The organism is Anabaena sp. UHCC 0399 (assembly GCF_034931465.1).
GTDB classification, from domain to species: domain Bacteria; phylum Cyanobacteriota; class Cyanobacteriia; order Cyanobacteriales; family Nostocaceae; genus Trichormus; species Trichormus minutissimus.
Map to the genome: position 1 here is coordinate 1 of NZ_JAYGGZ010000056.1, position 23,718 is coordinate 23,718.

The 23,718-nt window shown below is 40.3% G+C and carries 19 protein-coding genes and 2 pseudogenes; 4 read left to right on the forward strand and 17 right to left on the reverse strand.

Annotated features, from left to right (window positions below; translation table 11 throughout):
- The 7 genes from VB693_RS23950 to VB693_RS23980 form a co-directional block, all read right to left on the reverse strand.
- A partial coding sequence (locus VB693_RS23950; protein ID WP_323268448.1) for an alkene reductase occupies positions 1–1,103 on the reverse strand: 1,103 nt, incomplete at its 3' end.
- A gap of 85 nt (positions 1,104–1,188) precedes the next feature.
- A complete protein-coding gene (locus tag VB693_RS23955) occupies positions 1,189–1,755 on the reverse strand; it encodes an antibiotic biosynthesis monooxygenase (RefSeq protein WP_323268449.1) in 567 nt (188 codons plus the stop codon).
- Between the two features lie 105 nt (positions 1,756–1,860).
- Complete coding sequence (locus tag VB693_RS23960) at positions 1,861–2,448, reverse strand: isochorismatase family protein (RefSeq protein ID WP_323268450.1); 588 nt, start codon at positions 2,446–2,448, stop codon at positions 1,861–1,863.
- A 125-nt stretch (positions 2,449–2,573) separates the two neighbouring features.
- A complete protein-coding gene (locus tag VB693_RS23965) occupies positions 2,574–4,262 on the reverse strand; it encodes an alpha/beta hydrolase (protein ID WP_323268451.1) in 1,689 nt (562 codons plus the stop codon).
- Between the two features lie 88 nt (positions 4,263–4,350).
- The gene (locus VB693_RS23970) at positions 4,351–4,905 is read right to left on the reverse strand and encodes a DsbA family protein (protein WP_323268452.1); all 555 of its coding nucleotides are present in this window, start codon (positions 4,903–4,905) and stop codon (positions 4,351–4,353) included.
- Between the two features lie 264 nt (positions 4,906–5,169).
- Entirely contained in the window at positions 5,170–5,799 is a 630-nt protein-coding gene (locus VB693_RS23975) for a response regulator transcription factor (RefSeq protein ID WP_323268453.1), read from the reverse strand.
- A 3-nt stretch (positions 5,800–5,802) separates the two neighbouring features.
- Positions 5,803–8,775 carry a GAF domain-containing sensor histidine kinase gene (locus VB693_RS23980; protein ID WP_323268454.1) on the reverse strand — a complete coding sequence of 991 codons (2,973 nt, stop codon included), beginning with the start codon at positions 8,773–8,775 and terminating at the stop codon, positions 5,803–5,805.
- A gap of 672 nt (positions 8,776–9,447) precedes the next feature.
- Here VB693_RS23980 and VB693_RS23985 point away from each other — a divergent pair.
- Positions 9,448–10,026, forward strand: a complete 579-nt coding sequence (locus tag VB693_RS23985; RefSeq protein ID WP_323268455.1) for a hypothetical protein — start codon at positions 9,448–9,450, stop codon at positions 10,024–10,026.
- 3 nt (positions 10,027–10,029) lie between these two features.
- Positions 10,030–11,832, forward strand: coding sequence for a hypothetical protein (locus VB693_RS23990; RefSeq protein WP_323268456.1), 1,803 nt, complete (start codon positions 10,030–10,032; stop codon positions 11,830–11,832).
- 210 nt (positions 11,833–12,042) lie between these two features.
- Here VB693_RS23990 and VB693_RS23995 read toward each other — a convergent pair whose 3' ends face one another.
- Both VB693_RS23995 and VB693_RS24000 read right to left on the reverse strand, forming a co-directional pair.
- Complete coding sequence (locus VB693_RS23995; RefSeq protein ID WP_323268457.1) at positions 12,043–12,360, reverse strand: DNA-binding transcriptional regulator; 318 nt, start codon at positions 12,358–12,360, stop codon at positions 12,043–12,045.
- Positions 12,332–12,727, reverse strand: coding sequence for a type II toxin-antitoxin system RelE/ParE family toxin (locus tag VB693_RS24000; protein WP_323268458.1), 396 nt, complete (start codon positions 12,725–12,727; stop codon positions 12,332–12,334). Before VB693_RS24000 ends, VB693_RS23995 begins: the two co-directional genes overlap by 29 nt.
- A 159-nt stretch (positions 12,728–12,886) precedes the next feature.
- Between VB693_RS24000 and VB693_RS24005 the strand changes: the two genes are divergently transcribed.
- Positions 12,887–13,234: a hypothetical protein gene (locus VB693_RS24005; protein WP_323268459.1), complete on the forward strand. Its 348-nt coding sequence runs from the start codon at positions 12,887–12,889 to the stop codon at positions 13,232–13,234.
- Positions 13,235–13,276: 42 nt separating this feature from the next.
- On the opposite strand, the pseudogene VB693_RS24010 reads toward VB693_RS24005, so the two are convergent.
- From VB693_RS24010 to VB693_RS24035, 7 genes and pseudogenes are all read right to left on the reverse strand, one after another.
- Positions 13,277–14,097 (reverse strand): annotated as a pseudogene (locus VB693_RS24010) (IS4 family transposase); the annotation flags it as partial.
- Between the two features lie 118 nt (positions 14,098–14,215).
- A complete protein-coding gene (locus VB693_RS24015; RefSeq protein WP_416233416.1) occupies positions 14,216–14,491 on the reverse strand; it encodes a hypothetical protein in 276 nt (91 codons plus the stop codon).
- 18 nt (positions 14,492–14,509) lie between these two features.
- Positions 14,510–14,566: pseudogene (locus VB693_RS29090) on the reverse strand (hypothetical protein); the annotation flags it as partial.
- A 222-nt stretch (positions 14,567–14,788) separates the two neighbouring features.
- Positions 14,789–16,420, reverse strand: coding sequence for a TfuA-like protein (locus VB693_RS24020; RefSeq protein ID WP_323268461.1), 1,632 nt, complete (start codon positions 16,418–16,420; stop codon positions 14,789–14,791).
- 70 nt (positions 16,421–16,490) lie between these two features.
- Complete coding sequence (locus VB693_RS24025; protein WP_323268462.1) at positions 16,491–17,834, reverse strand: YcaO-like family protein; 1,344 nt, start codon at positions 17,832–17,834, stop codon at positions 16,491–16,493.
- 167 nt (positions 17,835–18,001) lie between these two features.
- The gene (locus VB693_RS24030) at positions 18,002–18,367 is read right to left on the reverse strand and encodes a hypothetical protein (protein WP_323268463.1); all 366 of its coding nucleotides are present in this window, start codon (positions 18,365–18,367) and stop codon (positions 18,002–18,004) included.
- 246 nt (positions 18,368–18,613) lie between these two features.
- Complete coding sequence (locus tag VB693_RS24035) at positions 18,614–19,465, reverse strand: thiopeptide-type bacteriocin biosynthesis protein (protein ID WP_323268464.1); 852 nt, start codon at positions 19,463–19,465, stop codon at positions 18,614–18,616.
- An 89-nt stretch (positions 19,466–19,554) separates the two neighbouring features.
- Between VB693_RS24035 and VB693_RS24040 the strand changes: the two genes are divergently transcribed.
- Positions 19,555–20,568 carry a cupin-like domain-containing protein gene (locus tag VB693_RS24040; RefSeq protein WP_323268465.1) on the forward strand — a complete coding sequence of 338 codons (1,014 nt, stop codon included), beginning with the start codon at positions 19,555–19,557 and terminating at the stop codon, positions 20,566–20,568.
- A gap of 26 nt (positions 20,569–20,594) precedes the next feature.
- Here VB693_RS24040 and VB693_RS24045 read toward each other — a convergent pair whose 3' ends face one another.
- Complete coding sequence (locus tag VB693_RS24045; RefSeq protein ID WP_323268466.1) at positions 20,595–23,627, reverse strand: CHAT domain-containing protein; 3,033 nt, start codon at positions 23,625–23,627, stop codon at positions 20,595–20,597.
- Positions 23,628–23,718: the final 91 nt, after the last annotated feature.

Genomic DNA, 23,718 nt, shown 5'->3' on the forward strand with positions numbered 1-23,718 from the left:
CCTAAATGACTTCTCACTAGGAATGGATAGTCTGTATAACCTTTCTCATCACCACCATAGAAGGTGTTGCGATCAGCTGGATTGAGTGCTGTATTTAACCGCAGACGTTCTGGTAAATCAGGATTGGCAATAAACGGTGTGCCGAAAGAAACTAAGTCAGCAATACCATTAGCGATCGCAGTATTCCCTGTTTCTCTGTCGTAACCGCCATTAGCTATTAGCGTTCCTGAATAAAGAGGACGAAACTCAGAAACAGGAATTGGCTTACCACTATGCCGGATATCTGCTGGTGTTGGTTCCATCAGGTGAAGATACCCTAATCCAAAAGAGTTGAGTGCAGCGATCGCATAGCTAAAGGTAGCCTTGGGATCAGAGTCATGGATATCATTAAATGTGTTGCTGGGTGAAAGCTTAATACCTACACGATTTGCCCCCCAAACGCCACACACAGCTTCCACGACTTCTAACAAAAATCGCGCCCGGTTTTCAATAGAACCACCATAGTCATCGCTACGTTGATTAGTGCCATCTTGGAGAAACTGATCGATTAGATACCCAAAGGCACCGTGAATTTCCACACCATCAAATCCGGCAGCCAGGGCATTCTTGGCTCCTTGACGAAACTGGTCAACAACACCAGGAATTTCGCCCATTTCTAAAGCACGAGGGGTGACAAACGGTTGGTTACCAGTGTAAGTCATAGCATTACCAACAGGTGCGATCGCTGAAGGAGCGACAGGTAATGCTGCATCTGGTTGCAAAGATGGGTGAGAAATTCGCCCACAATGCCATAGTTGTAAAAAGATACGTCCACCTGCACTATGTACCGCATCTGTCACCCCTCGCCAGCCTGCAATCTGTTCTAGGGAATGAATTCCCGGCGTTGCTGGATAACCAAAGCCTTGTGGCGATACTTGGGAACCTTCGGTAACAATCAGTCCAGCTGTGGCGCGTTGAGCGTAATAAGTGGCATTGATCGGCGTTGGTACATTTCCTGCACCAGCCCGATTGCGAGTCATGGGTGCCATAACAATTCGGTTTGGCAGTGTGTAAAGACCAAGCTGGACGGGAGAGAATAAATCTTTGCTGGTTGTATAAGTCATAGAAATGATTGGTGAGATAGAGGATCGGAATTGTTGGCGTTGCTAATTAGATATAGGAATGTGAAATTTTGCCTTTCTATTTAGTCTATTTAGATGGATAGAGCCATCCTTTAAACAGGCGTGTTACTTGGGGCATGATCACCCAAGTCATTAACGGCATCATGATGCTAATATTCACCAAATTAGCTAGCCAAAAAGGTAGTCCACCAGTGATTGCTCTAAGTAGATTGGGCATCAAAGAAATTACTGGATAAATGCCAACGGCACTGACAATTGCAGTTTTCCATTTTGGCGGTGGTGCTGCATTAGGTATTTCTGGTAGGGCAAACCAAGCTTCCAGACTGTTGATCCGTGTAATCCTGGGTTTATCTATAGTCAGGGCATCTGCTCGCGCAATCCAACCTTGACAGATCGGAGATTCTTCCCATTCTTGTAAGTGTTCAGGGGTGTCAAACCGCAGAATTATCTGCCACTCACCTTGTTTAGTAGCGGGATATAGCACATCACTCCCCAAGTAGCCAGGGAATGTACTAGCTGCCAGAGTTACTCCTCGTGTAGCTTCTTCAAATGCAGCTTCCAATCCCGGTTTTACTCGACGCGCGATCGCAATGACTCCAGGAGCTAAATTAATAGGTTGTTTATTTTGAGGCATTAGCTCTTCCATAGGAGAGATGACCATTGAACTAGAAAAATTGCAGGATGTTGCAGACTACAGGAAATGATAATTGTGACTCATGACTTCTCTAGGAATTACAGACTACAACCGATTACCCCAATAGCTAAACTCTTGGTAAAGCTTACCTACTTCCGGCCCTTCTGGAGTTTCCCAATCTTTCATAATTTCCGAAGCTACTGATGCCCAAGACACTAAAACTGCTCCTGCTTGAGTTAACCTCAACAATGCAGCAGTTTCGTTCAGAATAGTGTCAGAGCCAGACACATCAACCACTACATAAGGTTCATAACCAGCTCCTAGCAAATCGATGCTCAGTTGTAGCGTACAAATATCTAAAGAGATGCCACCCAGCAAAACTTTTTTGCGCCCAATTTCTGCTAGTCTTTTGCGAAACTCTGGTTCGTCCCAAGCACTGGGAGTATGTCGCTCAATTCGGGTAGCATGCTCGGCATGGGCAACGACTTCTGGAAAGAATTTACCGCGAAAACCTCCTTCTTCTCCCAGCATAATGGTGGGTAAATTAAAGATTTTTGAAACTCGTGTAAATGCTTCAGCGTTTTTACGCAGCAAATCATGATTAATAGTTTTCAAACCTGGAAAAAAGCCATCTAAGAAATCCACAAGAACAACTACACTATTATCACGGGTCAGTTTTTCGCTGTAATTCATGATTGGTTCCTAACTGCTTCAAATTGTTACAAAAAAGTTGAATATCGGATGCTGTTATTTCAAGCAAAAATGATTCAAGGAGCGACCACTTCAAGAACGCTACTGTAAACTTCTCTCTTTAACTGTCAATTCCTTCCCAGTGGAGATGGAGTTGGATAAACCTGATTTAATAATTGGGATATTGCTTCTCCATTACCAGAACTTACTAAACTTAAATTTAAGGGTGCTTGACTGATTGATTGAGCATAAGCAGGGCTGAGATAAGACTTATATTCTTGTTGATTGCGAAGATGTGTTTGGAAGAAAGCCACTCCCAAACTATTCATATAAGAATAGACACTTTTTCTATCAGGCCCCAGCAAGCCTTGTGGTACAGGGATAACTCTTTCGCTGGTTGGTAAGTCTAATTGTACGGAAAAGTGAGTAGCATTTTCAATGAGAGCCAAGTATTTATATTTGCTGGGTAACTGAGAAAAAGGTAGAATTTGTTCGGGAACTGCGGGAGTAAATATATCTTGACTTCCAGCCACCATCATTACAGGAATTGTTATTTTACTGACACCTTGTTCTCCAAATAAGACACTATTCAAAGGATTCATCACCATAATCGCTTTGATGCGATCATCTTTTATAGAATAGTTTTCAGCTTTGAGGTCGTTAGCACGACATTGTAAAAAGGTAGAGAGATTTAAAGAACGATTGGGATTACATTCTTTGTGAATTTTGGCAAAATCAAAAGTTCCTCCAGCTAATGCTAAAGCTGTATAACCACCAAGTGAATGTCCTATTAAACCGACTTTTTGCAGGTTTAATTTATTTTTGAATCTGGAGTCAGTTTCGTTAAGACGTTGGAGTTCATCTAAAAGATATTTAACATCTAAAGGACGATCAATTAATTCTGTGGGTTGAGGAGGACTAGCAATCCCTGCTAAAAATTGTTGAAATTGTTTAGAATTAGCTACAGGATGGTCAAAAGCAGCCACGGCAAAGCCATAGGATGCTAAATGTTGAGCAATATAAACAAAACTATTGCGGTCTTCTGCTAAACCGTGAGAAATCACAATGACTGGGTAAGGTTCTGATGTTATTACTGACTTCGATTGAGGTAAATAAACATCAACTTCATATTTCCGTCCTAAAACAGTTTTTGACTGTCCATCACGAGAGCGATCGTGTAAAGTTAAGGTAATTTTTGCATGATTAAATTCACCAGGTTTACGGATATCTGATTTTTGAGCAAAATCTATCGACGGCAGATTGCTAGTTTCTTGTGTTGCTATTTGCTGTATTTGAGAAACAACTAGATCCCTTTTTTGTAGCAGTTCTGATAACTGCCCCATTAACTGGATAGTTTCTGGAAAATTGAGACGAATACTGGGACTAGAATATTTTTTGAGGATATTAATCAAACTCAATCCTTCAGGACTGGCAGCAGATAAGATTAATGCAGAACGCAGGGCATAAAAACCATTTATTCTACTTTTTGTTTGCAATAATTCACCCAAGCGTTGCAGCATCTTTTCGCCGATAGGAGAATAGGTAAATTGTGATACAAGAGTGGGAGAAACTTGAAATTTAGTTTTGAGAAATTCCCTCATCTGAGCTAACTGCGCGGGGTTAGTACGATTGGCGTAAAAAGCAAAGTCTTTGGTAATTTTGCCCTCGTTGACAAATACTTCTAAGTCTGATGTAGCAATGTTAAAGTCGCCAAAAGGCGGATAATTAAATTCAATACGATCTGCTCCTAATGCAGGATTAATAATAGCAATACTGGAGATAGTGCCAAGGAAGTAGGCGAAAGTTTTTTTCCACATGAAGGATTTATGAACTGGGATTATGAGGTTGTAGATAAATAGCTTTGAGATCGCCCTAAATCACAGCGATCGCTATCGAATACACAAGCTATATCTTTTTATTGTTGCAAGGCTTTTCTGCTTTGAGAAGTGCTTCTAAAAGGCTCTCAAAATTGCATTGATTTTCATAGCGGAAACTGTTTATAAAAAATGCAGGTGTGTTATTCACACCACTACGTAAACCAGTTTGAAGGTCTTCTGCTACCCGGTCAGCATAGATATGATTTGTCATATCCCTTAGAAATTGAGGAATGTTGAGTCCCAATTGGTGGGCGTATTCTACTAAATAACCGTTATTAAGTGTTTTTTGACACTTGAATAGAGTGTCGTGCATTTGCCAAAACTTACCCTGAGCAGCAGCTATTTCGGCGGCTTCGGCGGCTTTTTGAGATTGAGGGTAGATTTGAGGCTGGGGGAAGTGGCGAAATGCAAAGTAGATTTGATCGCCAATTCTTTGTTTAATTTCTTGGATAATTCTATAAGCTTCGCCACTATAAGGGCATTGATAATTCCCATACTCAACCAGCACTATAGGTGCATCCATCGCTCCTTGAGTGTGATCGCGTTGTGAAATTGATGCGATCAATCTGTGATTGTCATTCATTTGACTCATGGAAAACCTGTGTGGAGGAAAATGAGAATGCTCTAAAGGTTGTGAAAGTCCTGCAACAAGTCCTCCTAAAAGTGTCTGCGCTAAAACTTTGATTTTGCGCTGAATGGATTTACTTTATAAAATTAGCCAAACTTTGTCCCTATCCCAGAGTTTAAGTTTTTAGCATATGGAAAGTTGAGCATTAGGTTGACCCTAAGATCAGGGTATTACCTTAACTTACGGCTAGGTAGATATTTCAGATATCTGGGAAATTGACTAAAGACTGACAATTCCGCGCTTTAAAGCTGTAATGACTGCTTGAATGCGATCGCTAACTCCCAATTTGCTGAAAATATTATTGACGTGGTACTTAACAGTCCCCTCTGATATCTGCAAAACAGTACCAATTTCTTGGTTAGTTTTGCCAGTAGCCATGAGGCAGATTACTTCTAATTCTCTTCTGCTCAGTTGCAGGATACCCACCCGCTCTGCTAATTTAGCTCCTACTGAAGGGGGAATGTACTTTTGTCCAGTATTAACAATGCGAATGGCTGTGAGTAGTTCATCAGGTTCAGCATCTTTCAATAAATAACCCTTTGCCCCTGCCTTTAGTCCCCTATAGATGTCTTCGTCACCGTCGTAGGTAGTCAGCACAATAATGTGGGAGTCTTCAAATTCGTTACAAATAGCAGAAATGGCTGCGACTCCATCCATTTCTGGCATCCGCAAATCCATGAGTGTGACATCAGGTTGATGTTGACGAAATGCTGCAACTGCCTCATACCCATTACAAACTTGTCCGACAACTGCCATATCTGGTTCCCGATTAATCATGGCGGCTAAACCCTGGCGGACAACCGGATGATCGTCAACAATCAAGATGCGGATCTGGTTTTGCTGAGTCATTGCCTAATCTCGGTTAATTAAGATTGTAATTTCTGTTCCTTGTCCTGGGATGCTTTGGATTGTCAAGTATGCGCCGATGCGATCGCTCCGTTCTTTAATACCCATCAATCCAAAACCTTTAACAGTAAACAAACTATCTGTATCAAATCCTCGTCCATTATCTTTGACTCGCAAGATAAATTGTGTCGGTTCATACACCGTTTCAATCGTAATTTCACTAGCAATTGCATGTTTAATAGCATTTGTCAATGCTTCTTGCCCGATCCGCAGTAAGTTATTCTCCATGTCCACCGATAAGGGATATACTTTGCCGATCACATTGCAGATTGTCTGAGTATCAATAGAAGCAGACATCTGGGCTGCAAGGCGGTTAAAAGCTTTACACAAATTGCTGGTTTCTAAGATTTGGGGACGTAGGGCATTGACTGATCGCCGTGCTTCAGCAAGTCCTTCACGAGCCAAATCTCGTGCTTGGGTGATGTGCATCTGTACCTCTGCCAATTCACCAGGAACTATCCTGGAGGCAGCACCCAACTGTACAATTACGCCTGTGAAAGCTTGAGCCAGCGTATCATGAATTTCTCGCGCCATGCGGTTACGTTCTTCCAAAATCGCAGCTTGGCGACCCTGCTCGGCTAAATGGGTCAAATGAATCGCTAATGTTGCTTGCTGTGCCAACGCCATAATCAGTTCTATGTTTTGAGGTAAGCTAGTCCTTGGTTCCCGGAAGCACAAACCGATAAATCCGAGGGGGCGAGAACCGAGAATTAACGGCACGCGAACAATAGAACGATGTCCTTGATTAAGATGCCACTGAATTGCGGAGTCAACTCGGTCATTCCAGTCATCCAAATTAAAGAAAATTGCCTCGCCTCTAAACAGCGCTTCTTTCCAAAACGAGAGGAGATTACCTGTTATAGGTCCTCTAAATTGTTCAAGTTCAGCAGATGTCTTGATGGGAAGCACCCGTCCGTCTCGTACATATCGTTTCATGATTTTTGTATCAGACGATTCATTGTAGAGAAACAGGGCGGCTGCATAAGATTTGACTTGTGCGGAGGCTTCTAGCAGAATATGTTCCCAAAATGTTTCTAAGTCTGGTTCATCTGCCAGTCTATTTACACAACCGCGTAGTGATTCGTTTGCTCTTACTAGTTCAGCAATTTGTTCTTTTGCGGCTTTTTTCTGTTCTTTGAGGATAGCGGCTTGTTTTGCCTCTTCTGCTAAATGAGTTAGTTGAATTGCTAGTGTTGCTTGATGAGCCAAGGCTTGCGCTAGTTCAAATTCTTCCGGGTTCAAGGTAGCTTTGTGAGTGAATGATAACCCCAAGAAACCCAAGGCGATATCACCCAGGATCAGCGGAATACACATGGCTGTCTGATGCCCTCGTCGGCGATGCCATTTCAAGGCGACAGGCCAGTGTTCTGGATGAGCGTTTTCCCAAATCGCAAATTCCAGGGGTTGTTTTGTTTTTACCATGATTTCCCAAGCCTTGCTAATATCTGCGGGAATGGGATCTAGGAAAGGTTCAATGTCTTGTAATTGGTCTTTGGGAAGTACTTGATCTGCTTCAGAACCCAAATGTAAGTGCAGTGTATGGGAGGGAGGATCGTAGAGGAAGAGATGCGATCGCTGGGCACCCAATTGATGTTTAATTTCTAAGATGACGTGACCGAGAAAGGTATCGAGTTCGGAGTCGGCGGCGAGGCGATCAAGACTATTTTTGAGTGCGGTGCTTGCTCTAGAAAGTTCTGCAACTCGTTGTTTAGCAGTTCTGTCCCGTTCTGCAATCAGGCGCTCAACTAACTGTTTACGGTGCAGTGCGGCTCCAATACCCTCAGCCGCAGTGGTGAGGACATCAATCTCCTGTTGACTCCAGTAACGAAAGGTAACACAATCATCGAAGGCAACAGCACCGATGTAACGCCCTGCAATAAATAATGGCACTCCCCCAGAGGATTTAATGCCAATCGATTCAAACTGCTCTTTGATCGCATCAGGCAAGTCATCAACTATACGCCAAATAGAACGACCTGCATACAGTTCTTTCAGCATGACTTCGACATCATCATTATCAATCACTGACATTGTCGGATGGTTAATCTGAGGAGTAATTCTTTCAGCTACCCATTCATAAGTAACGCAGTGCTGTAATTTTTGTGTGGCTGGATCTTGACGTTCGAGGATGAGTTGAACGCGACTGATATTTGCTACTTCCCCGATCGCTTGTAAGGCTGTGGGAATTGCTACATCTATATCCTCTGTTTCCAACAAATTTTTAGTGACTTGGGCAACTACAGAAAGTAGGCGATCGCGCTGTTGTAATTCTTCATTAACTTTTGCCAGTTCCGCCGCGCGTTTTTGTTCGGCTTCCTGAATGCGTTGACGCTGAATCGCACTGCCAATACAAGCGGCTACAGTTTTAAGTAAAGCCAGTTCCGCCGATCCCCGGCGCTTTTCCTCACGACAGTCATCAAAACCTAACACTCCCCAGCACTGACCTTCGACAAAAATCGGCACAACATGCAATACCTTCACACCGAGTGCAGCTTGCCCACTGCGAAATGGTTCAGGCATTTCCTCTAGGAGATAGCTCAGGCTGTTTCCTTGGCTAATACGTTCATACCACTCTCCAATCCCGCCCTCTTCATAGATGCCTTGTACTACATCAGGATGGGTAATTTGGGACACTGTGTTACGTGAATCCCATTCGTATAAAATCTTCCAGCAGTGTAACGGTTTAGATGGATGAGCAAAATTTTCGATGACCGCAACGCGATCGCAATCTAAACTTTCTCCAATCAGTTTCAAGGCAGTATCAATTGCTTCATCAAAGTTTTCTATAGTCAGTAGAGCATTTGCTGCTGCTGCTGTGGCTTCTAATAAAAGTTTCTGTTGTTCTGATAGCAGAAAATGACAATATCTTAGTTGAGTCTGCGACACTTGTTCAGCATTCTCTAATTTAGCGTTTTGCATAATAGAGTCTCCTCACACTAAGATCAAGCTTTTTGGATAAGCTTTAGTGCAATTCTTCAGCTTATCATGACAGATTAGCAGGAATTAGGTCAATTCTAAGTAGGTGGTTGTTTTTTACTTGCACTTTCATTTTTGAACCCAGCTTGATATCGACGATGCGACTCCGTCGTGCCGATACTGATTGTGCCAGTTGCGTAAGTCCTGACTCTTAAGGAATGAGGTAGAAGATTTTGTCATTGAAAAATATGGGTTGGATTATTTAAAAACTCAAAAGTGCAAAGCTGAATTATCAAAAATCAATACAGAAATCCGAAGTTTGAACCGAAAAATCTCGAAATTAGAAAAAAGAAAAGAAGAACTTTTAGCAACCGACTAAAAGTGATGAAAGCTTGGTTTTCTCCTGCAAAATTCTGATTCGTCCAATATCATTTTTGGGCAAGTTAGTAAATCAATCAAGCGTAGTCTGCAATATTCATTTACACGCATCTCAATTTACACATATCCCGGCTATAAGTCGTGTTATGGTTATTAATCGTGATTGTACTGAGGACAGGGCTAAAAAATATATATATTATACGTAAAGTTATTAAATAGCTCTGTTTTAAAAAAACAATTTTCAAAGCAGAATTAATTATCTTTTCTCATAATTAAATTGAGCAGGTCAAAGTATTTATGAGTCAGCTTTCAACAGTACAACTACTTTATTTGTTTTACGCTCACGCTTATTCAAATGGGGATACAGTAACTAAAAGTGTTGTTAAGTCTTATCTTTCTAAAGAACTACAACAAGAAGCAGAACAGAGCTATGAAGCTCTAATTGAGCAGAAATTAATTGAATCGCCTAAAAAAAATCGGCTTTCACTTACTACTTTAGGTAAGAAAATATTAGCTTTAAACCTTCAAAATACTAAGTATCGATTTGACTCTGTAAAAGGACCTAAAGTTATAAATATTCTTCTAGAGTATTTTCAACAAGTATCTTATGATTCTCATAATTCCTCCTCCCAGAGCGAAGATATGGACTTTGATACTTATGTAGAAAAATTTAAGGCACTCTACTTTGAAGAAAGGAAACGTCAAGAATTGCTTGGTGTTGTAGCTATTTATAGTCGAGTCATTCGTCAGAAATTTTCTGAAAATAACCCAATCTCTCAATCCTTGTTAGATAAGTATTTTGAGAAACTAAAATCAAACGGTAAAGTTTTCACTGTTACCGAAAAGGATGAAGAATTAATCCAATGGGCTGAATAATCAATGCCAGAAGATGCAGGAAAAAAAAGATATATAAAAAGCTTTCTTCAACAAGTTAAGTCAGGAGCTGGATTCATTGACGATATTAGAATTGAACGTGTTATTAGACAACCAGGAAGTGACGGAGAAGGTTCAACAGCTCGAAGTTTATCTGGACGGCAAATAGCTAACATAACTCAGCTACTTGAAGACGATCTCAGACATACATTCGATGATGGTTTTTTTACTTTTAGATTTGTTGCTGCCTTAGTTGGTAGTGGTAAGACTTCACTTTTAACTTATCTAAATGAATTAACTAAAACTAAACCAACTTTTAAAAATCATTCAATAGTTGTTCAGTTTCAGCTTTCTGACATACCACTTGGCCCTAATTTTGGTGTCAAATTTTATTGTCATATTCTGGCTGATACCTTTTGGGAGTTGTTACACAATCAACATTTATCTAATTCAGTTAGAGTTATAGCTGAAAATATTCTCGGTGATTACTTGGAAAGTAATCAAGTTTCTCAATTAAAAACAGCCAAGGCATTAATGCCATTTCGTAGCAAATTTAAAAAATATATTACTGAAAGTGTAGACGGATTTGAACAATTCTTTTTTTATGTAATCTCCGAAGTCTCCCAAGTAGACCCTAGATTCAGTTTTGTCTACCTTGCAGATGAGTTAGATGCTTTAGCAAAATTACCAAAGGAAATTCAAGAGACTAGATTAGTGTTAAAGCAATTAGTTAGAAGGGCTTTTAAAGATTTTAGTTCAAAAATTCGTATATTGATGTATTTAGTAGGCACTTCTGATAACGTAGGAAGTTTTATAGCAGAAGATTCTGTCATTCAAAGTCTTATTGGTGATTCAGCTATAAATTTAAACAAGGGGTATAGCAATGAATTTGAAGTAATTAGAGAAAAGATTGAGAATCGGATTCAAGGAGCTTATAGTGGTTATAAAAATTTTAATCAAGCGTGGCAAGAAGTAAAAAATATATCGATAATTTCTACTAATACATTAAGGGAATTTTGTCAAAACTATGGTAATGCCATACTAGAAATTCATGAAAAATACTTTCAAGAAGCACCTGAACAGGTTTTTGAAGGAGATTCTCGTAATTTACTTGAAGCAGAATGCAAACAACGGTGGGCTAGTTTTTTAAGTAAAACAGCATACACGTTGTCAAATGTTTCAACTACTACTGTAATAGCAGGCCATGCCTTTAATTGCTATGCAGAATTACTACATAATGGCAATACTGTTGCTAGAGCTTTTGGCGAAGCTAAAAATTATGAGATGTTAAGCAGTCACTTTAATACATTTTCTCAATGGTTAAATGATGTCAAATTTAATCCATATAATTCTGATGGAACACCAACTGATTTAGCTTTTATGATTGCTCCTATTTGTCCACCTCTCTTGCAAAGAAAGTTAGACCTTAGAAATATTCATTTTATAAAATCAGATAAAATTGTATCGACAGTTGTTAGTGCTACTAATAATGACACTGTAATTGCCTCAAACCCTATAATAGAACAAGTTTTAAATAATACTCAAACACCAAACTGGATTTTTAGGAATTCTAGTATAAATGGAAATAATCCCAAAAAATATACCAATATTAACACTGCAAATAAACATGAATTGACGGCTGCTTTTAAAGGTACTGGTATTAAACAGGCTACTATCGATAGACTCATTAAGCTTCGAGGTATCAAACCATATAAAGCTTTAGATACTATGGCATTTGACTTAAAATTTACATCTAACGTAATAACAAAATTACAGGATAAACTAGATAAACAAGAGATTTGCTTTTAGAAAGCAACTAATGCACTGTAGTAATGCACTCTTAAATATTTCCACAGCAGGCACTTGACTAACCTACGCAGATTAGCTTTGACAAATCGCTTCTAGGATACGACCGCGCAATAAAGCTACTCCACATTGGCTGTCAAAATCATTGATAAGTCTCGGCTGTGACAAATAAAAGTAAGAAATTCGGGACGGTATTTTCTTAGTTTGGGGTTTTTAATACAGCACACTGTTTAACCCACGATTCTTTATCAAGTGCAGTAGTTTAAGAGATGCTCCACTAGGCCGCTTTTGTCCTATTTCCCATTTTTGAACTGTTGAAAGACTTATATTCAAAATACGTGCAAAAACAGATTGACTGACTTGAGATGATTCCCGTATTTCTTTAATTTGTAATGGTTCTAGAGGCTCAATAGGAGGTAGACATAGGTGTTCAAATTCCCGCAATGTAGTTTGATTCATTAGCCCAGCTTTGTGTAGGTCTTCTGCTGTCTCATGAACTGCTTCAAGAATTGCTGATTTCTTCTTCCGCATTACAAATCACCTCTATTAACGCATTACTATTTTTTGCCTGCTCAAGCTCTTCTGGTGTATAAGCAAGTAATTGCTTGGATAACATTTTCAGAGCTTCTTCTTCATCTTTGTCAATGTTACTGCGTTCGTTTTTTGAAAAGCCAAAAATAAAAAACCAACGATCTTCATTATTAGTAGCTATTAGTGTCCGAAATCCACCACTCTTACCTTTCCCTGGTTTTGCTATGCGTTTTTTAAACAGTCCACCTCCCAGATCAGCATCATAAAGCCCTGCTGCCATTTCGTTGACAGCATTACAGAGACTAAGATTGTTTAAGCCTTCCTTCCGCGCCCAACGGTCAAAAGTACGGTTTTTGTAAATTTTCATTTTATAGTCTCTTTGGTTAAAGTATAGCACCTAGTCCTATACTTTAGGCTAAAAATAGCTTCGGCACAGCTGAGGAATAATAATTGCTCTTTCTCAATCTCGCCAAAACTCGCCAATCACTGATAGGATTTTGGCGAGGTTCGATATTTGGCGAGATTTATGAATTTGGTTTCTTATAATATCCTTTCTGTCGTCCTAGCTGCTCTCAGAAGTGTTCACGGCATTAAAAAAATTGAGCAAGAAGTTTCAAGCTATTATCTCGTTGATGAAATTCGTGGAACTTATCGTGGCATGATGATTGCAATTCCTCCAAAGGAATGGAAGGTTTTTGCACAAATGAATCTAATTGAACTGACCAACATACTTCGAGATTTGGCTGCTCGCGTTAATTTAGTTCTTTTTGCATCCCACCCTCGCGCACCAAAAAAGACAAGAAGGATACTAAAACGTACTCGTCCTTCCAAACGACCCCATGTTTCTACAGCTAAAATTCTATCCCAAAAATAATACCTAAAAACAGACACCTTGAAAGGGCTGGTCCTATAAGAATAAAGTTTGTTGAAGTGTTGGCAAGGGAGTCAAGATATACCAAGGTTCTTTTGGACCTTGGTTTCGATACTTTCTCTTCCAATGAACAGCGATATTAAATAAACCCAATTCTTCCCCTTTACCACATTTGACTCCCATGTAAAACTTCGACATTCCCGGCTTAAATCCTTGGTTTTTGAGAATTTGATATTCAAGTCCTGCACATTCCTGGAAGTGAAGGTCTTTTTTCTGACGTAAGGCAAAGTATACTCCTTTACTCTCAAGCCATTGAGCCAGTTTTGGGCTATGAAATTCTCGATCTGATCTGCTAAAACCACAACTCGACACTTCTTCAACAGTGAAAGTGCCGGATTTAAGAGGCGTTTTTGTGTTTTTAGATTACTGTTGCCCACATGATTTAATGTTTCCCAATAAAGTGGTAAAGCATGAGTCCCCCACACCAATGTGACCATAAATATATTCCGACCCTTCCACTGAGTTCGGTCGAGGGCAATCATCCAATAACCATATTTTTGATGTTTTTGTTTGTCAACATAACGTCGCTTTTCTCGATTTAATTTATGTCCTGTTCTCTGTTGTCTAATCCAATATTTGACCAGGGGAAACCACAATAATTTCACGCAGAGATTACCGATTATTAAAAATCTTTGTAGATTGCGTTTGCGACTTTCATATGTAATTGCTTGCGGAAATAAGCAGGCTAATGTTGAGAGTTTCACTTGTCCATGAGCTTGTATCAATAACAACAATATCTCTAGCGTTAGATACTGCTTTTCACTCAAATGTTTTCGGAAGATAGTTTGATATGATTGTGGTAACATTTTGTTTTTTTGGGGGCTTATTTCCCCCCCCCTATTTTTTTACCACTTTATTTTCTCAAATTATTGCTACGTCTCATCTTGACCTGCCTTGTCACCCGTTAAGGTTTTTTAATTACTTCTATGTATTGTGGCAGTTTTTTTTAAATTCCCATTCTGCTTCACTATCGTATTTGACACCTACTGCTCGCGGTACTTTTAGCTTCGCTTTCATTTGATAGCGCACTGTGTTGTGTACTACTTTATATGATGCTTCTATCCCTTCCACTGCTTTTAACCAAGTTCGTATTTCTTCATAACTTTTAAATCCCTGTGGCTGTTGAAGTTCTCTGTCTAGCTGCTCTCTTGCTTGTAAGTTAATGATTGGCGGTCTTCCTGGATTCTTTTTCGTTGACAATAAACCTTTTATTCCTGATTCGGTATACTCCTTCAACCATCTTTGTACCGTTACCCTTGCTCTCCCTACCACCACCGCCTTTAAGCGTCTTTGATATAAGCATCAAACTTTTCAAACATCCTCTAAGCTTCCATTGAAGGATAGAGCTAAAGCCTAGCATGGAAAAAATGCCTAAATAGTAATCTGCCTATTGGGTTAAAATTAAACAATACTGCTGCTCCTAGTAATTTTAGAAAAAGGTTGCAGAATCTATAGGGTAAATTTTTCTCAAAATTGAAGTTGATGCTGGATATGGGTTTAATTTCGTGTTTGTAGTTCTTTAACAAATTCTTCTGGTTCACTAAAATCTAGCCAGAAAGCTACTTGGGTCGAGTTACATACTTGAGAAAAGGCATTTAACTGATACCAATTTCTCAGTTCAGTTTCCCCAGGATCGTGTTGTAGTTGGGAATCTGACTGCACTATTTTGCTTAAGATTGAGTAAAACCCAGATAACTTTAAGGCATCGGCAAGAAAACACTCATTTATAGAGAAATATTGGCTCATACCTCGCCCCCACCATCGGGGTACATTCACAAATCCCTCTAACCGTGCGATCGCTGCCATCATTTGCATAAATTCGCTGGGAATGAGACCATTTTCTTTTAGCCAAATCTCTACTTCAGGTTCGTTAGTAACGCCCCGTTGTAGTAAGAAATGTTGCGTGATTTTTTGAGTAATACTAGTTCTCAAATTGACATCAGATTGAGTGTGGGTCTGTTCCGCTAAAGCCCAGAGGGTTGCAATCAGACGGTACAGTCGCCGTTCACAACTCGCTAACACTGATTCAGTTTGATTTTCTCCTTCGGCAACAGAGAGATTTTTACTAACCATCGTTAGGATAAATCCATGCAGTTGCTCAACCTGTTGCTGAAAGCCATCGTGTTCACTATAAATTTTGAGCAATGCCTGAATCCGACCCCAACGTTGCACTAAAGTTGGTTCTAACTCATCTGAAGTAACATTAACTTCAGCTAAATTAACCGCTAGGGGTGGCAGATTTTGACTTTGAGCGATCGCATCACACCATCGCAATAGCCCAGCCAGATTACGCAACTGAATGTAAACCCTGCCGAGAAATCTGGCTTCCTGGCACACTTTTTCCGTTAGAGGTAGCCAGGAATATGCTGTTGGCATGGGACGAATGGCAACTCTAGCCTGAAGTTCCTCTATAAAAATGGACTTGTTGAGTTGGAATTGTACTTGGTTCTTCTCACTACTTTCTCCAACCATAGTTGCCAGATGTTTCAGCAGTCCGATGGCATCTAATTGTTTTTGGTCTACATAGCCACCATTTTGGACAAATTCCCAAAAATGAGCTAAAACTTTGGCATCGCCCCCCTGTGCCTCAGCATCAACCACTGCTTGGCGCAGATGTCGTTGACTGAAGAACTGCCGTTTGGCACAACTGATAATTAAATTTGCGATCGCTGGATCAAGAATGTTTTGGGACACTGCATGGTTAACTGTGGCGCGGATGTTGACTAGGGCATCAGTTAAGGGTTGATACTGAGATGTTGCATTGCTATGTAAAACCGCTACTTCATCGTCCCCGATATACTCTCCCTCTCGATAGGCAGTAAAAATCGCGCCAAATCCCTGCATCCCAAAGGCTTCTAGTTCGGCTGCTCGTAGTGCGCCCATACTACTTGCCCCAAATACCCGTACCCCTGCGGCGATCGCCCAAAGTATTTCTTTATGCCACACGGAAGCACTGCGATCGAAAAACCCATCAATAATGGCAATCACACGGGGTTGCAGCCGCAAGCAAGCTAGAACATCACCACAACGGACAGGGGCAAGGTAACAGGCTGGTAAAATCTGACTGGCTTGGGTAACTGAGAGAGTAGGGCCAAGGGAGATCAAAATTTGACTAGGTTCTAAAGCCATTGAATCCATATTGATAGATATTTACAAACAAAGCTAAGAGCCAAGGAGCAAAAGTTGACACCCTCTACCCCTAATAAGACGCAGGAAGATGTGTTCCTGGTACAACGACATGAACCACCGGAAAGCCAAACTCCGATCGCGTGTGATTGACAAAGACAGCTTGGTGAAATCCCTGGTTACTAAGACAGTCAAGGATTTGCTGAATTTCTTCTCCAAAGGTGGCGGTAGGGGGAAGTTCCGGCTGAGTTTCAAAATCAATCAGGGTGGCGGTTGGTCTTTTGCCGCTAAATTTTGTAGTTGGGCTACCTGGTAACTTGAAGCGTCCCAGAGCATAACTTTCAGGATGAATATCATCCCGACTACCTGCAATAATTGTCACTCGTGACTGAGCTGCTTCAGTGATCGCCCGTGCCAGGGCTATTTCTTTGGAACTGTGACACCCCCACCCGGCGGTAGTTGGTCGGCCATACCAATTTTCAATATCACTAATTAGACATTTATAACTAGGTATCCCCACAGTCGAGCTTAAGTCTGTAATTACGGCTCTTGCCCCAGCCAGTTGAATTTGATGGAGTAATGATTGCAACAAAGGTGACTTGATGGTGGGAATCTCAACCAAACAGTTAATCCTTTGCTCCATTGGCAACTGCCACCAACGCCACTCAGCTTCACGCTCAATGACTTCAAATAATCCATGCGCGATCGCCTCTAGCAGATGGTTGCCTGATGCTAGTCCATTGCTAGAAGTGCTGAATATATGAGTATCACGCTTTTCTGTGGTAGTATCTAAATCAAGATAAGCCTGCGGCACATACACAGGTTGATTCGTAAATAGATCAGTTCCACAAATCCAATCTAATGGTTTAGTAGGATCGTAGGCTGCCCATCTTTTACCAGGCTCTAAAACGCTAGGTGCGATCGCCTGATGATGGCGACAAATTTCTTCATAGGAGGCAACTATCTCTGGTTCTGGCAGATTTTCAGCGTGATAAGACTCTACAGATTCCATCGCTGCTGAAATCATCGCCAGCAGAAGAGAAATTCCCTTACCTTGAGAACCAGAAAAGGCTTTCCCATTCGGGCGAATCGCTTGAGCCACAGGAATCCCAATGCAGTCAAGTCCAGTAATATCTGCAACACGCGTGATGCCAAAAGCAGGCAGAAATTCTTGTAGCCGTTCCCAAGTGGTATGGGGTGCTTGTGTGCGAAACGTACCATCAAGATTTAACTTAGGGGCAGTCAGATTTTGCCACATTTGCTGGTTTGGTTGCTCAATCAATAATGTTCTTAATACAATGTAAGCACCTCCATTGGTGTTGATGGAAGTGCCTTGAAATCTAATTGCTGTCAGGCATTGCACAATTGCAGTGTGATTGAGGTAGCTACAATCTAGCTCGTCTCCATAAGCATACATGATGCTATTCTCAAACTGAATACATCCTGCTTTTATGATGTTTCGCTTGTGACTATACTACCTCAAATATCTTTCTGTTCTCTTGTCAGCCCAAGACATACCTTAATTCAGCAACGCCTTCAGTTACTATGTTCATCCGAACTTACACTGCAAGCATGAAATCAAGACTACCAACAACACATAATTGTAGATTTAGGACTATCAGAAGAAGCAAGTCCACCAGCAACACTTTCCAACTCTTCTTCTGATAATTCCCGGTTAGCGGGTCTGGCTTTAATACCGTTAACGCTCTCAATAGACCGGATATTCACAGATGGGGAAGAAGTTGGTAAACCGAGAACTACTCTCTCAGCAGAAACCATCACGGCTTTCACATCATCAGCGTTAAAATCAAAACCGTTGCCTGCGCCTTGTTCAACAGCAATTGTGGCAAAATCACCTGCTTGCGTAGCATCTAAAGCTTCACGCAGAGCTGAATTGCCTGGCTGCGCTAGAAAATTTTCATAGTATTCAATAAAATTCTGCTGAGACATTTTGGATTCTCCTTGAGATTTAAGAGGGTTGGTATGGGTAATTAACTTAATAAGTATTTACCCTTGTCTTTAAGTTGCACTTAAAACAGATTGATTACGTATATCCATAGTCAAATCAATCATGATCAATACAATAGTTGAGGTGTATTTTAATGTCTAGAGAGTTTTAGTGAAATTTTGTGACGTATCATACAGAAAATTTAAACTCTTATTGCAGAGATTGCTTGTATCATGAATCTTTTTCGGTCAATTTTCTCTGTCTTCAAGAGTCCAGATGATAGCTGGAATCAGCCTTCCTGAACGCTGCCAATCAAATCCGTGACGGTGAAAAGTGAACATGGCTACAGCCGCCAGTATATCAGTCAGAGGCTGTGTCAATTGACCCATATCTTGGAGATTAACTAATTTTTGGGCGAGAATACCGTTAGCGATTGTGTACCGTTCTAATACATCTGCTTCTTTCTTCGCGACGGAGTGAGACTGGTATAAAGCTTCAATAGAGAGTACCTCAACTGTGGAAATTGTGGTTTCAGGAGGTGTGGGAATCAAAGCTGCTAAACTGCGCCAAGCTGCGAGAACAGATATTTGATTCGGCATGACACGCTTAAATAGATCATGCAGCAAAGTGGGGAGCAGTACATCTTTGGGGACAACACTCAGATGATTTTGATGGAGATAGTCAAGGATGAGCCACAAGGAAGTGTCTATATCAAAGTGCTGATGAACCCATTGCATGGCTTCTATACCACCAAATCTCTCGGTTTCAGGCTGATATTCACTAAAGAAGAAGACATTAATATAGTTTTCCTGTTGGAGTAGAGACATGATATCAGATATTTCTGCGATCGCCTGTTGCTGATCCACTTTGGTAAAAAAGCGCAGTCGCACATCTGGGGGTTTTCTCATGAAGAAGAACCAGCGCAGTAAACCATGACTTTGCCAGTAATTCACTAGGGATGCAATCCGAGTAAAGAGGACACGCGCACTTGATAGTGCATCACCCTGATGTCTGACAAGTCCTACATTGAGTTGCACCCATTCCCCGTGTTCCCATTTGTCAATACTGGGTTGTTGATTTGCGTTTGCTTCATTACTCATAGTGGTTGATGTTAAGTCAAGAAAAGAAATGTTGACAAAAGAGGTTAGCTTACAGGAGCATTACGCCATGTTAACGACAAAGAAATCAAGTGGTTCTCGACAACATTGAACGTATCGAAGCACCTCCAAAGGATGTGTTTTACCGCGAGTATATCCTTCCCCAGCGTCCAGTGATTATCACCAATCTCTTTGAAAGTTCATCACTGTCTCAGATGGATACTCTAGAAAAGGTTAGAACTGGAATTACCAACATCCCGGTTCAAGTCTGTCCCAATTACATTGCTAATCTGCTGGATGCGACATCAGCCGATGTTCCTCGCATGATGAACTTAGGTGCATATCTCGACTTTCTGCAAGCACAACCTACAAGTCTTGATATTTGTGTTGAGTATCCGACACCCCAAAATTTGCTGGAGTTATTGCCCCTTAACTTATACCAAGATTTAAGTGATGAGAGCGATTTATATTCCAATATGTTTGTTGCTGGCAGTAATAACTATGCTCATCTGCACTATGATGCCGATCAGCGTAATGTTTTGTTGTTTCAAGTATTTGGGACAAAAAGGTTTATATTGATTCATCCCCGTGAAACTCACAAGTTAGATGCTATTGATCAGGCTAATTTATGCCGTACAAGTGGCTTTTTTCTAGAAAATATGTCTGAGGCACAGAAAACAGACTTTATTCGCTATACTAATGCTTTCGATGTGGTACTTCGTCCCGGTGAAACTATTTTCATGCCGATGATGATCTGGCACTATATTGAGTATTTAGAACCAGCCATGTCAATTGCTTATCGTTTGGGACGTAACCCTTATAATCGGCGATTAGCTCAACTTTTTCCAGCCCCTTCGGTTGATGTTCAGTCCCTTGCGCTATTGTTGATGGACGAGACTGTTGCACACTCAAAGCATACGGGATGGTTAAACAAGCTAGAAAATACCAGCAGTTCATCAAACGGCAGCGATCGCGATCGCAAGGCAATCTTAAACTATCTTTGTCTCAAAATCCGTGGGCAATATCTGGGTTTTGAGCCTATTAAGAGTATGCGGGAGTTGACAAGACGGCAAACGATACTGGAACAAGTATCTGCATATAGCTAAATTTAATTGAAGTCAAGTGATCGCAGTTACAATCCATTTCCAATTAAAACAAAAGATGCCCAATAGTAGGGGTGTTTAAATTGACTATTACCTACTGTTAATAAGTCAATTTGTGCTGTTCTTAAAGCTTCGGCTTTGGTGACTTTTCCTGTTTTTAATGTTGTATAAAACTTATTCATTAAAGCTTGTGTACCGCCATCAGAAACAGCCCACAATGAAGCCATAGATGCTTTAGCACCTGTTAATTGTATTTGATATCCTAAACCGAGAATTTCTTGTCCGTTACCTAATTGTTTGCCTAAACCAGTTTGGCAAGCACTTAAAACTACTAACTCTACATTTGGTAAAGACCAATTTTCTATATCTTTAAGTGTAACACGTTCGCCATCCCCAAATAGAATAAATGAATCTTCAGGATTACCACTAACTAGCATTCCATGCGTTGCTAAATGTACGATTTTATAGTCATTCATCTGCGGGATGGTAACTTGGGTGCTAAACTCTTTATCTAATAGTATTTTTGTGTCTTTAATTGTTTTAGCTAAGTTTTCTACTTCAACTTTTGCAAACTCCAAACCACTAAATATTTCTTGTCTCTCACCCACGGTTACTTTATAGTCACCTTTGGTAAAAGCGGCGGCTAAAGCCGGCAAAGATACTTGGGGTTTGTTGTTGAATTTGGTCAAACTAGCAGCAGTAATATTATTGATAGTAAAACGCTCAACTAACCAGTTTTTACCATCGTATAAGGCTGCTAAAGGTATATATCTCAGTTTACTATCTGGGGCATAGATAATTGTTTGAGCATTAGCTTGTTTCAGGTCATTTTCTATGGGTTTAATCAGCCAGTTATATAATTTATTGGCTGGGGTTTTACTATCTTTATAAGGAACGACTATGGCTTGGCGAAATTCAGCAATGACTTGATTTAATTCGGCTGGTTTTACTGCTACTGGACGATGAATTGGCGGTGCATCCGCAGTGACTAAAACTAACTCTAATCTATCTTCTAAAACTAAGGGATATAATAAGACGGCTTTTTGATTTAACTGGCGTAAATTATCTCGCAGCGAGTTGAGTTGACGTAAGCTGAGATTTTCCTGTCCAGAGTTTGTAGATAATTGCTGCACTAACGCCACAACAGAGGGAGTTTTAGTAAATTTATTAAACTCAGCCGTGATAGTTTGTTCTAGTTTAACTAATTCAGTGATGCGTTTTTCTTGTGTAGATGTCCGCGAACTTTGGGGAATTTTGCGGAGATTTGTGAGTTCTTGTCCCAGTGCGATCGCTTTGTCTTGAATGGTGCTATATTTCTGGGTAATATCTTGTTCTTGGGGTTTTAAAGGTAGGTTTTGGGGTGCTGGGGTTTCTGTATTTGTCCCCCTTTGTCCACTATTGACTACTGCTGTTTGCTGCACTGTTCCGCGTCGATTTCCTATGAAATCATTCATTTCTTGAATTTTGAGTAAATCTAAAACTTGTTGTGCTTCTCCGGGACGATTTTGTTTGAGTAATAAATCAGCAAGGCGGCGATATCTTTCTGCTACTGTTTCTGTGTATGATTGTTGAATAGCAGTTGGCATGACGCGCAAACTTTGCCGAATTCCCTCTGTTAAATTGACTGATTGTTTGTAAAAGGCAATTGCTAGCTGCGGTTGATTTTGGGTATTCCAGGTATCTGCTAAAAATTTTAGGGTTGTAGCTTCGCTAACTTTATCGCTAACTTCCCGGTGCATGGCTAAAGCTTGCTGATAAAATTCCCCAGCTTTGGCGGATTGATTTTGTTGTTGATAGATTTGTCCTAAGTTACTCATTGTCACACCTTCCCCGGTGCGATCGCCTACTTCTCGATAAATAACTAAAGCTTGCTGATTTAACTCAATCGCTGTCGGATACTTGCCGAGATTACTATTAATCCGTGCAATATTATTGAGAGTTACAGCCACCCCCGGTTTATAGTTGTTTTCTTTGTAAATATTTAAAGCTTGTTGATATAATTTTAGTGCTTGGTTATATTTACCCAAACTAGCATAAATTTGCCCAACATTATTTAGGTTTAATGCCTTACCTTGGAATTGAAAAGAGTCTTTCCCAAAGGCATCACCAACAATAGCACGACTGGTAACTTGTTGCATAGCTTGGGAGTTTTGCCCAAGATAATCGTAAAGTAATTTAATATCTTGTTTGTTAATTTCTTCTGCGTTAGTGCTAGCAAGTTTGTTATAAACATTTGCAGATTTTTCTGCGAGTTCTAAAGACTTTTGATATTGACCCAAGCTAAAGTAAGCCCCAGCAAGATTATTCATAGTAGCTGCTTGTGTACCATAATAATTTGAGCAGCATTCTTGCAGACTATTTAAAGCTTGTTGATAGGAGTCTAACGCTTGGGTGTAGTTACCTAAGTTAACGTAAATGACACCGATATTATTCAGCGTTTGAATAGCACCAATTTTATCATCACTCGCTTTTTGGAGAGCTAAACTTTGTTGATAAAAATCTAAAGCTTTGGTGTACTGTCCCAGACGAAAATAAACTGCACCCATATCACCAAGCATGATTTTTTCGCTGGTAGCATAGCTAGAATCTTTGGGATTAGCTGCTTTGAGTTCTTTAATAATAGCTAAAGCATTTTGATAAGCTTCCAAGGCTTTAGCGTTCTGTCCCAAATTGACGTAAACTTCACCTATGTAGGAAAGGGGTATCCATTCATTTTGGCGATCGCGCGTTTTTCTGCGAATATCTAAAGATGACTGAAAATACTCCAGTGCTTTGGGATATTCACCTTTACGAAAATATACATAACCAATATTCACAAGGCTGTTAGCTTCCCCAGCTTTCGCGCCGTATTTTTTGAATATAGCTAACGCCTGTTGGAATTGCGTTAACGCTGTTTGTAGTTCATTTAAGCCAACAAAATCTTTGTAAATCGTAGCTTCAGCGTTGTTATTTAGTATGACGGCTTCTGTGATTTGTACTTCGGCGGTGGGGGTTGGTGCTTGTGCTAGAGATGGGGTAGCTAAAGTGAGGATAAGTGTTAAGGGAATAATAGAAAGCCGCATATATGTATTAATAATGACAAGATGCTTCCTATGATAGTGGTAGTTAGCGTAATTGTAAGGTGGGTGATGATCCTTTGTTAATTTCGCTGGG

Excerpts from the sequence above, each read along its gene's own strand:
- VB693_RS23955 (WP_323268449.1), bottom strand. The coding sequence starts at position 1,755 with ATGCCTCAAAATAAACAACCTATTAATTTAGCTCCTGGAGTCATTGCG.
- VB693_RS23960 (WP_323268450.1), bottom strand. The coding sequence starts at position 2,448 with ATGAATTACAGCGAAAAACTGACCCGTGATAATAGTGTAGTTGTTCTT.
- VB693_RS23965 (WP_323268451.1), bottom strand. The coding sequence starts at position 4,262 with ATGTGGAAAAAAACTTTCGCCTACTTCCTTGGCACTATCTCCAGTATT.
- VB693_RS23970 (WP_323268452.1), bottom strand. The coding sequence starts at position 4,905 with ATGAATGACAATCACAGATTGATCGCATCAATTTCACAACGCGATCAC.
- VB693_RS23975 (WP_323268453.1), bottom strand. The coding sequence starts at position 5,799 with ATGACTCAGCAAAACCAGATCCGCATCTTGATTGTTGACGATCATCCG.
- VB693_RS23980 (WP_323268454.1), bottom strand. The coding sequence starts at position 8,775 with ATGCAAAACGCTAAATTAGAGAATGCTGAACAAGTGTCGCAGACTCAA.
- VB693_RS23985 (WP_323268455.1), top strand. The coding sequence starts at position 9,448 with ATGAGTCAGCTTTCAACAGTACAACTACTTTATTTGTTTTACGCTCAC.
- VB693_RS23990 (WP_323268456.1), top strand. The coding sequence starts at position 10,030 with ATGCCAGAAGATGCAGGAAAAAAAAGATATATAAAAAGCTTTCTTCAA.
- VB693_RS23995 (WP_323268457.1), bottom strand. The coding sequence starts at position 12,360 with ATGCGGAAGAAGAAATCAGCAATTCTTGAAGCAGTTCATGAGACAGCA.
- VB693_RS24000 (WP_323268458.1), bottom strand. The coding sequence starts at position 12,727 with ATGAAAATTTACAAAAACCGTACTTTTGACCGTTGGGCGCGGAAGGAA.
- VB693_RS24005 (WP_323268459.1), top strand. The coding sequence starts at position 12,887 with ATGAATTTGGTTTCTTATAATATCCTTTCTGTCGTCCTAGCTGCTCTC.
- VB693_RS24020 (WP_323268461.1), bottom strand. The coding sequence starts at position 16,420 with ATGGCTTTAGAACCTAGTCAAATTTTGATCTCCCTTGGCCCTACTCTC.
- VB693_RS24025 (WP_323268462.1), bottom strand. The coding sequence starts at position 17,834 with ATGTATGCTTATGGAGACGAGCTAGATTGTAGCTACCTCAATCACACT.
- VB693_RS24030 (WP_323268463.1), bottom strand. The coding sequence starts at position 18,367 with ATGTCTCAGCAGAATTTTATTGAATACTATGAAAATTTTCTAGCGCAG.
- VB693_RS24035 (WP_323268464.1), bottom strand. The coding sequence starts at position 19,465 with ATGAGTAATGAAGCAAACGCAAATCAACAACCCAGTATTGACAAATGG.
- VB693_RS24045 (WP_323268466.1), bottom strand. The coding sequence starts at position 23,627 with ATGCGGCTTTCTATTATTCCCTTAACACTTATCCTCACTTTAGCTACC.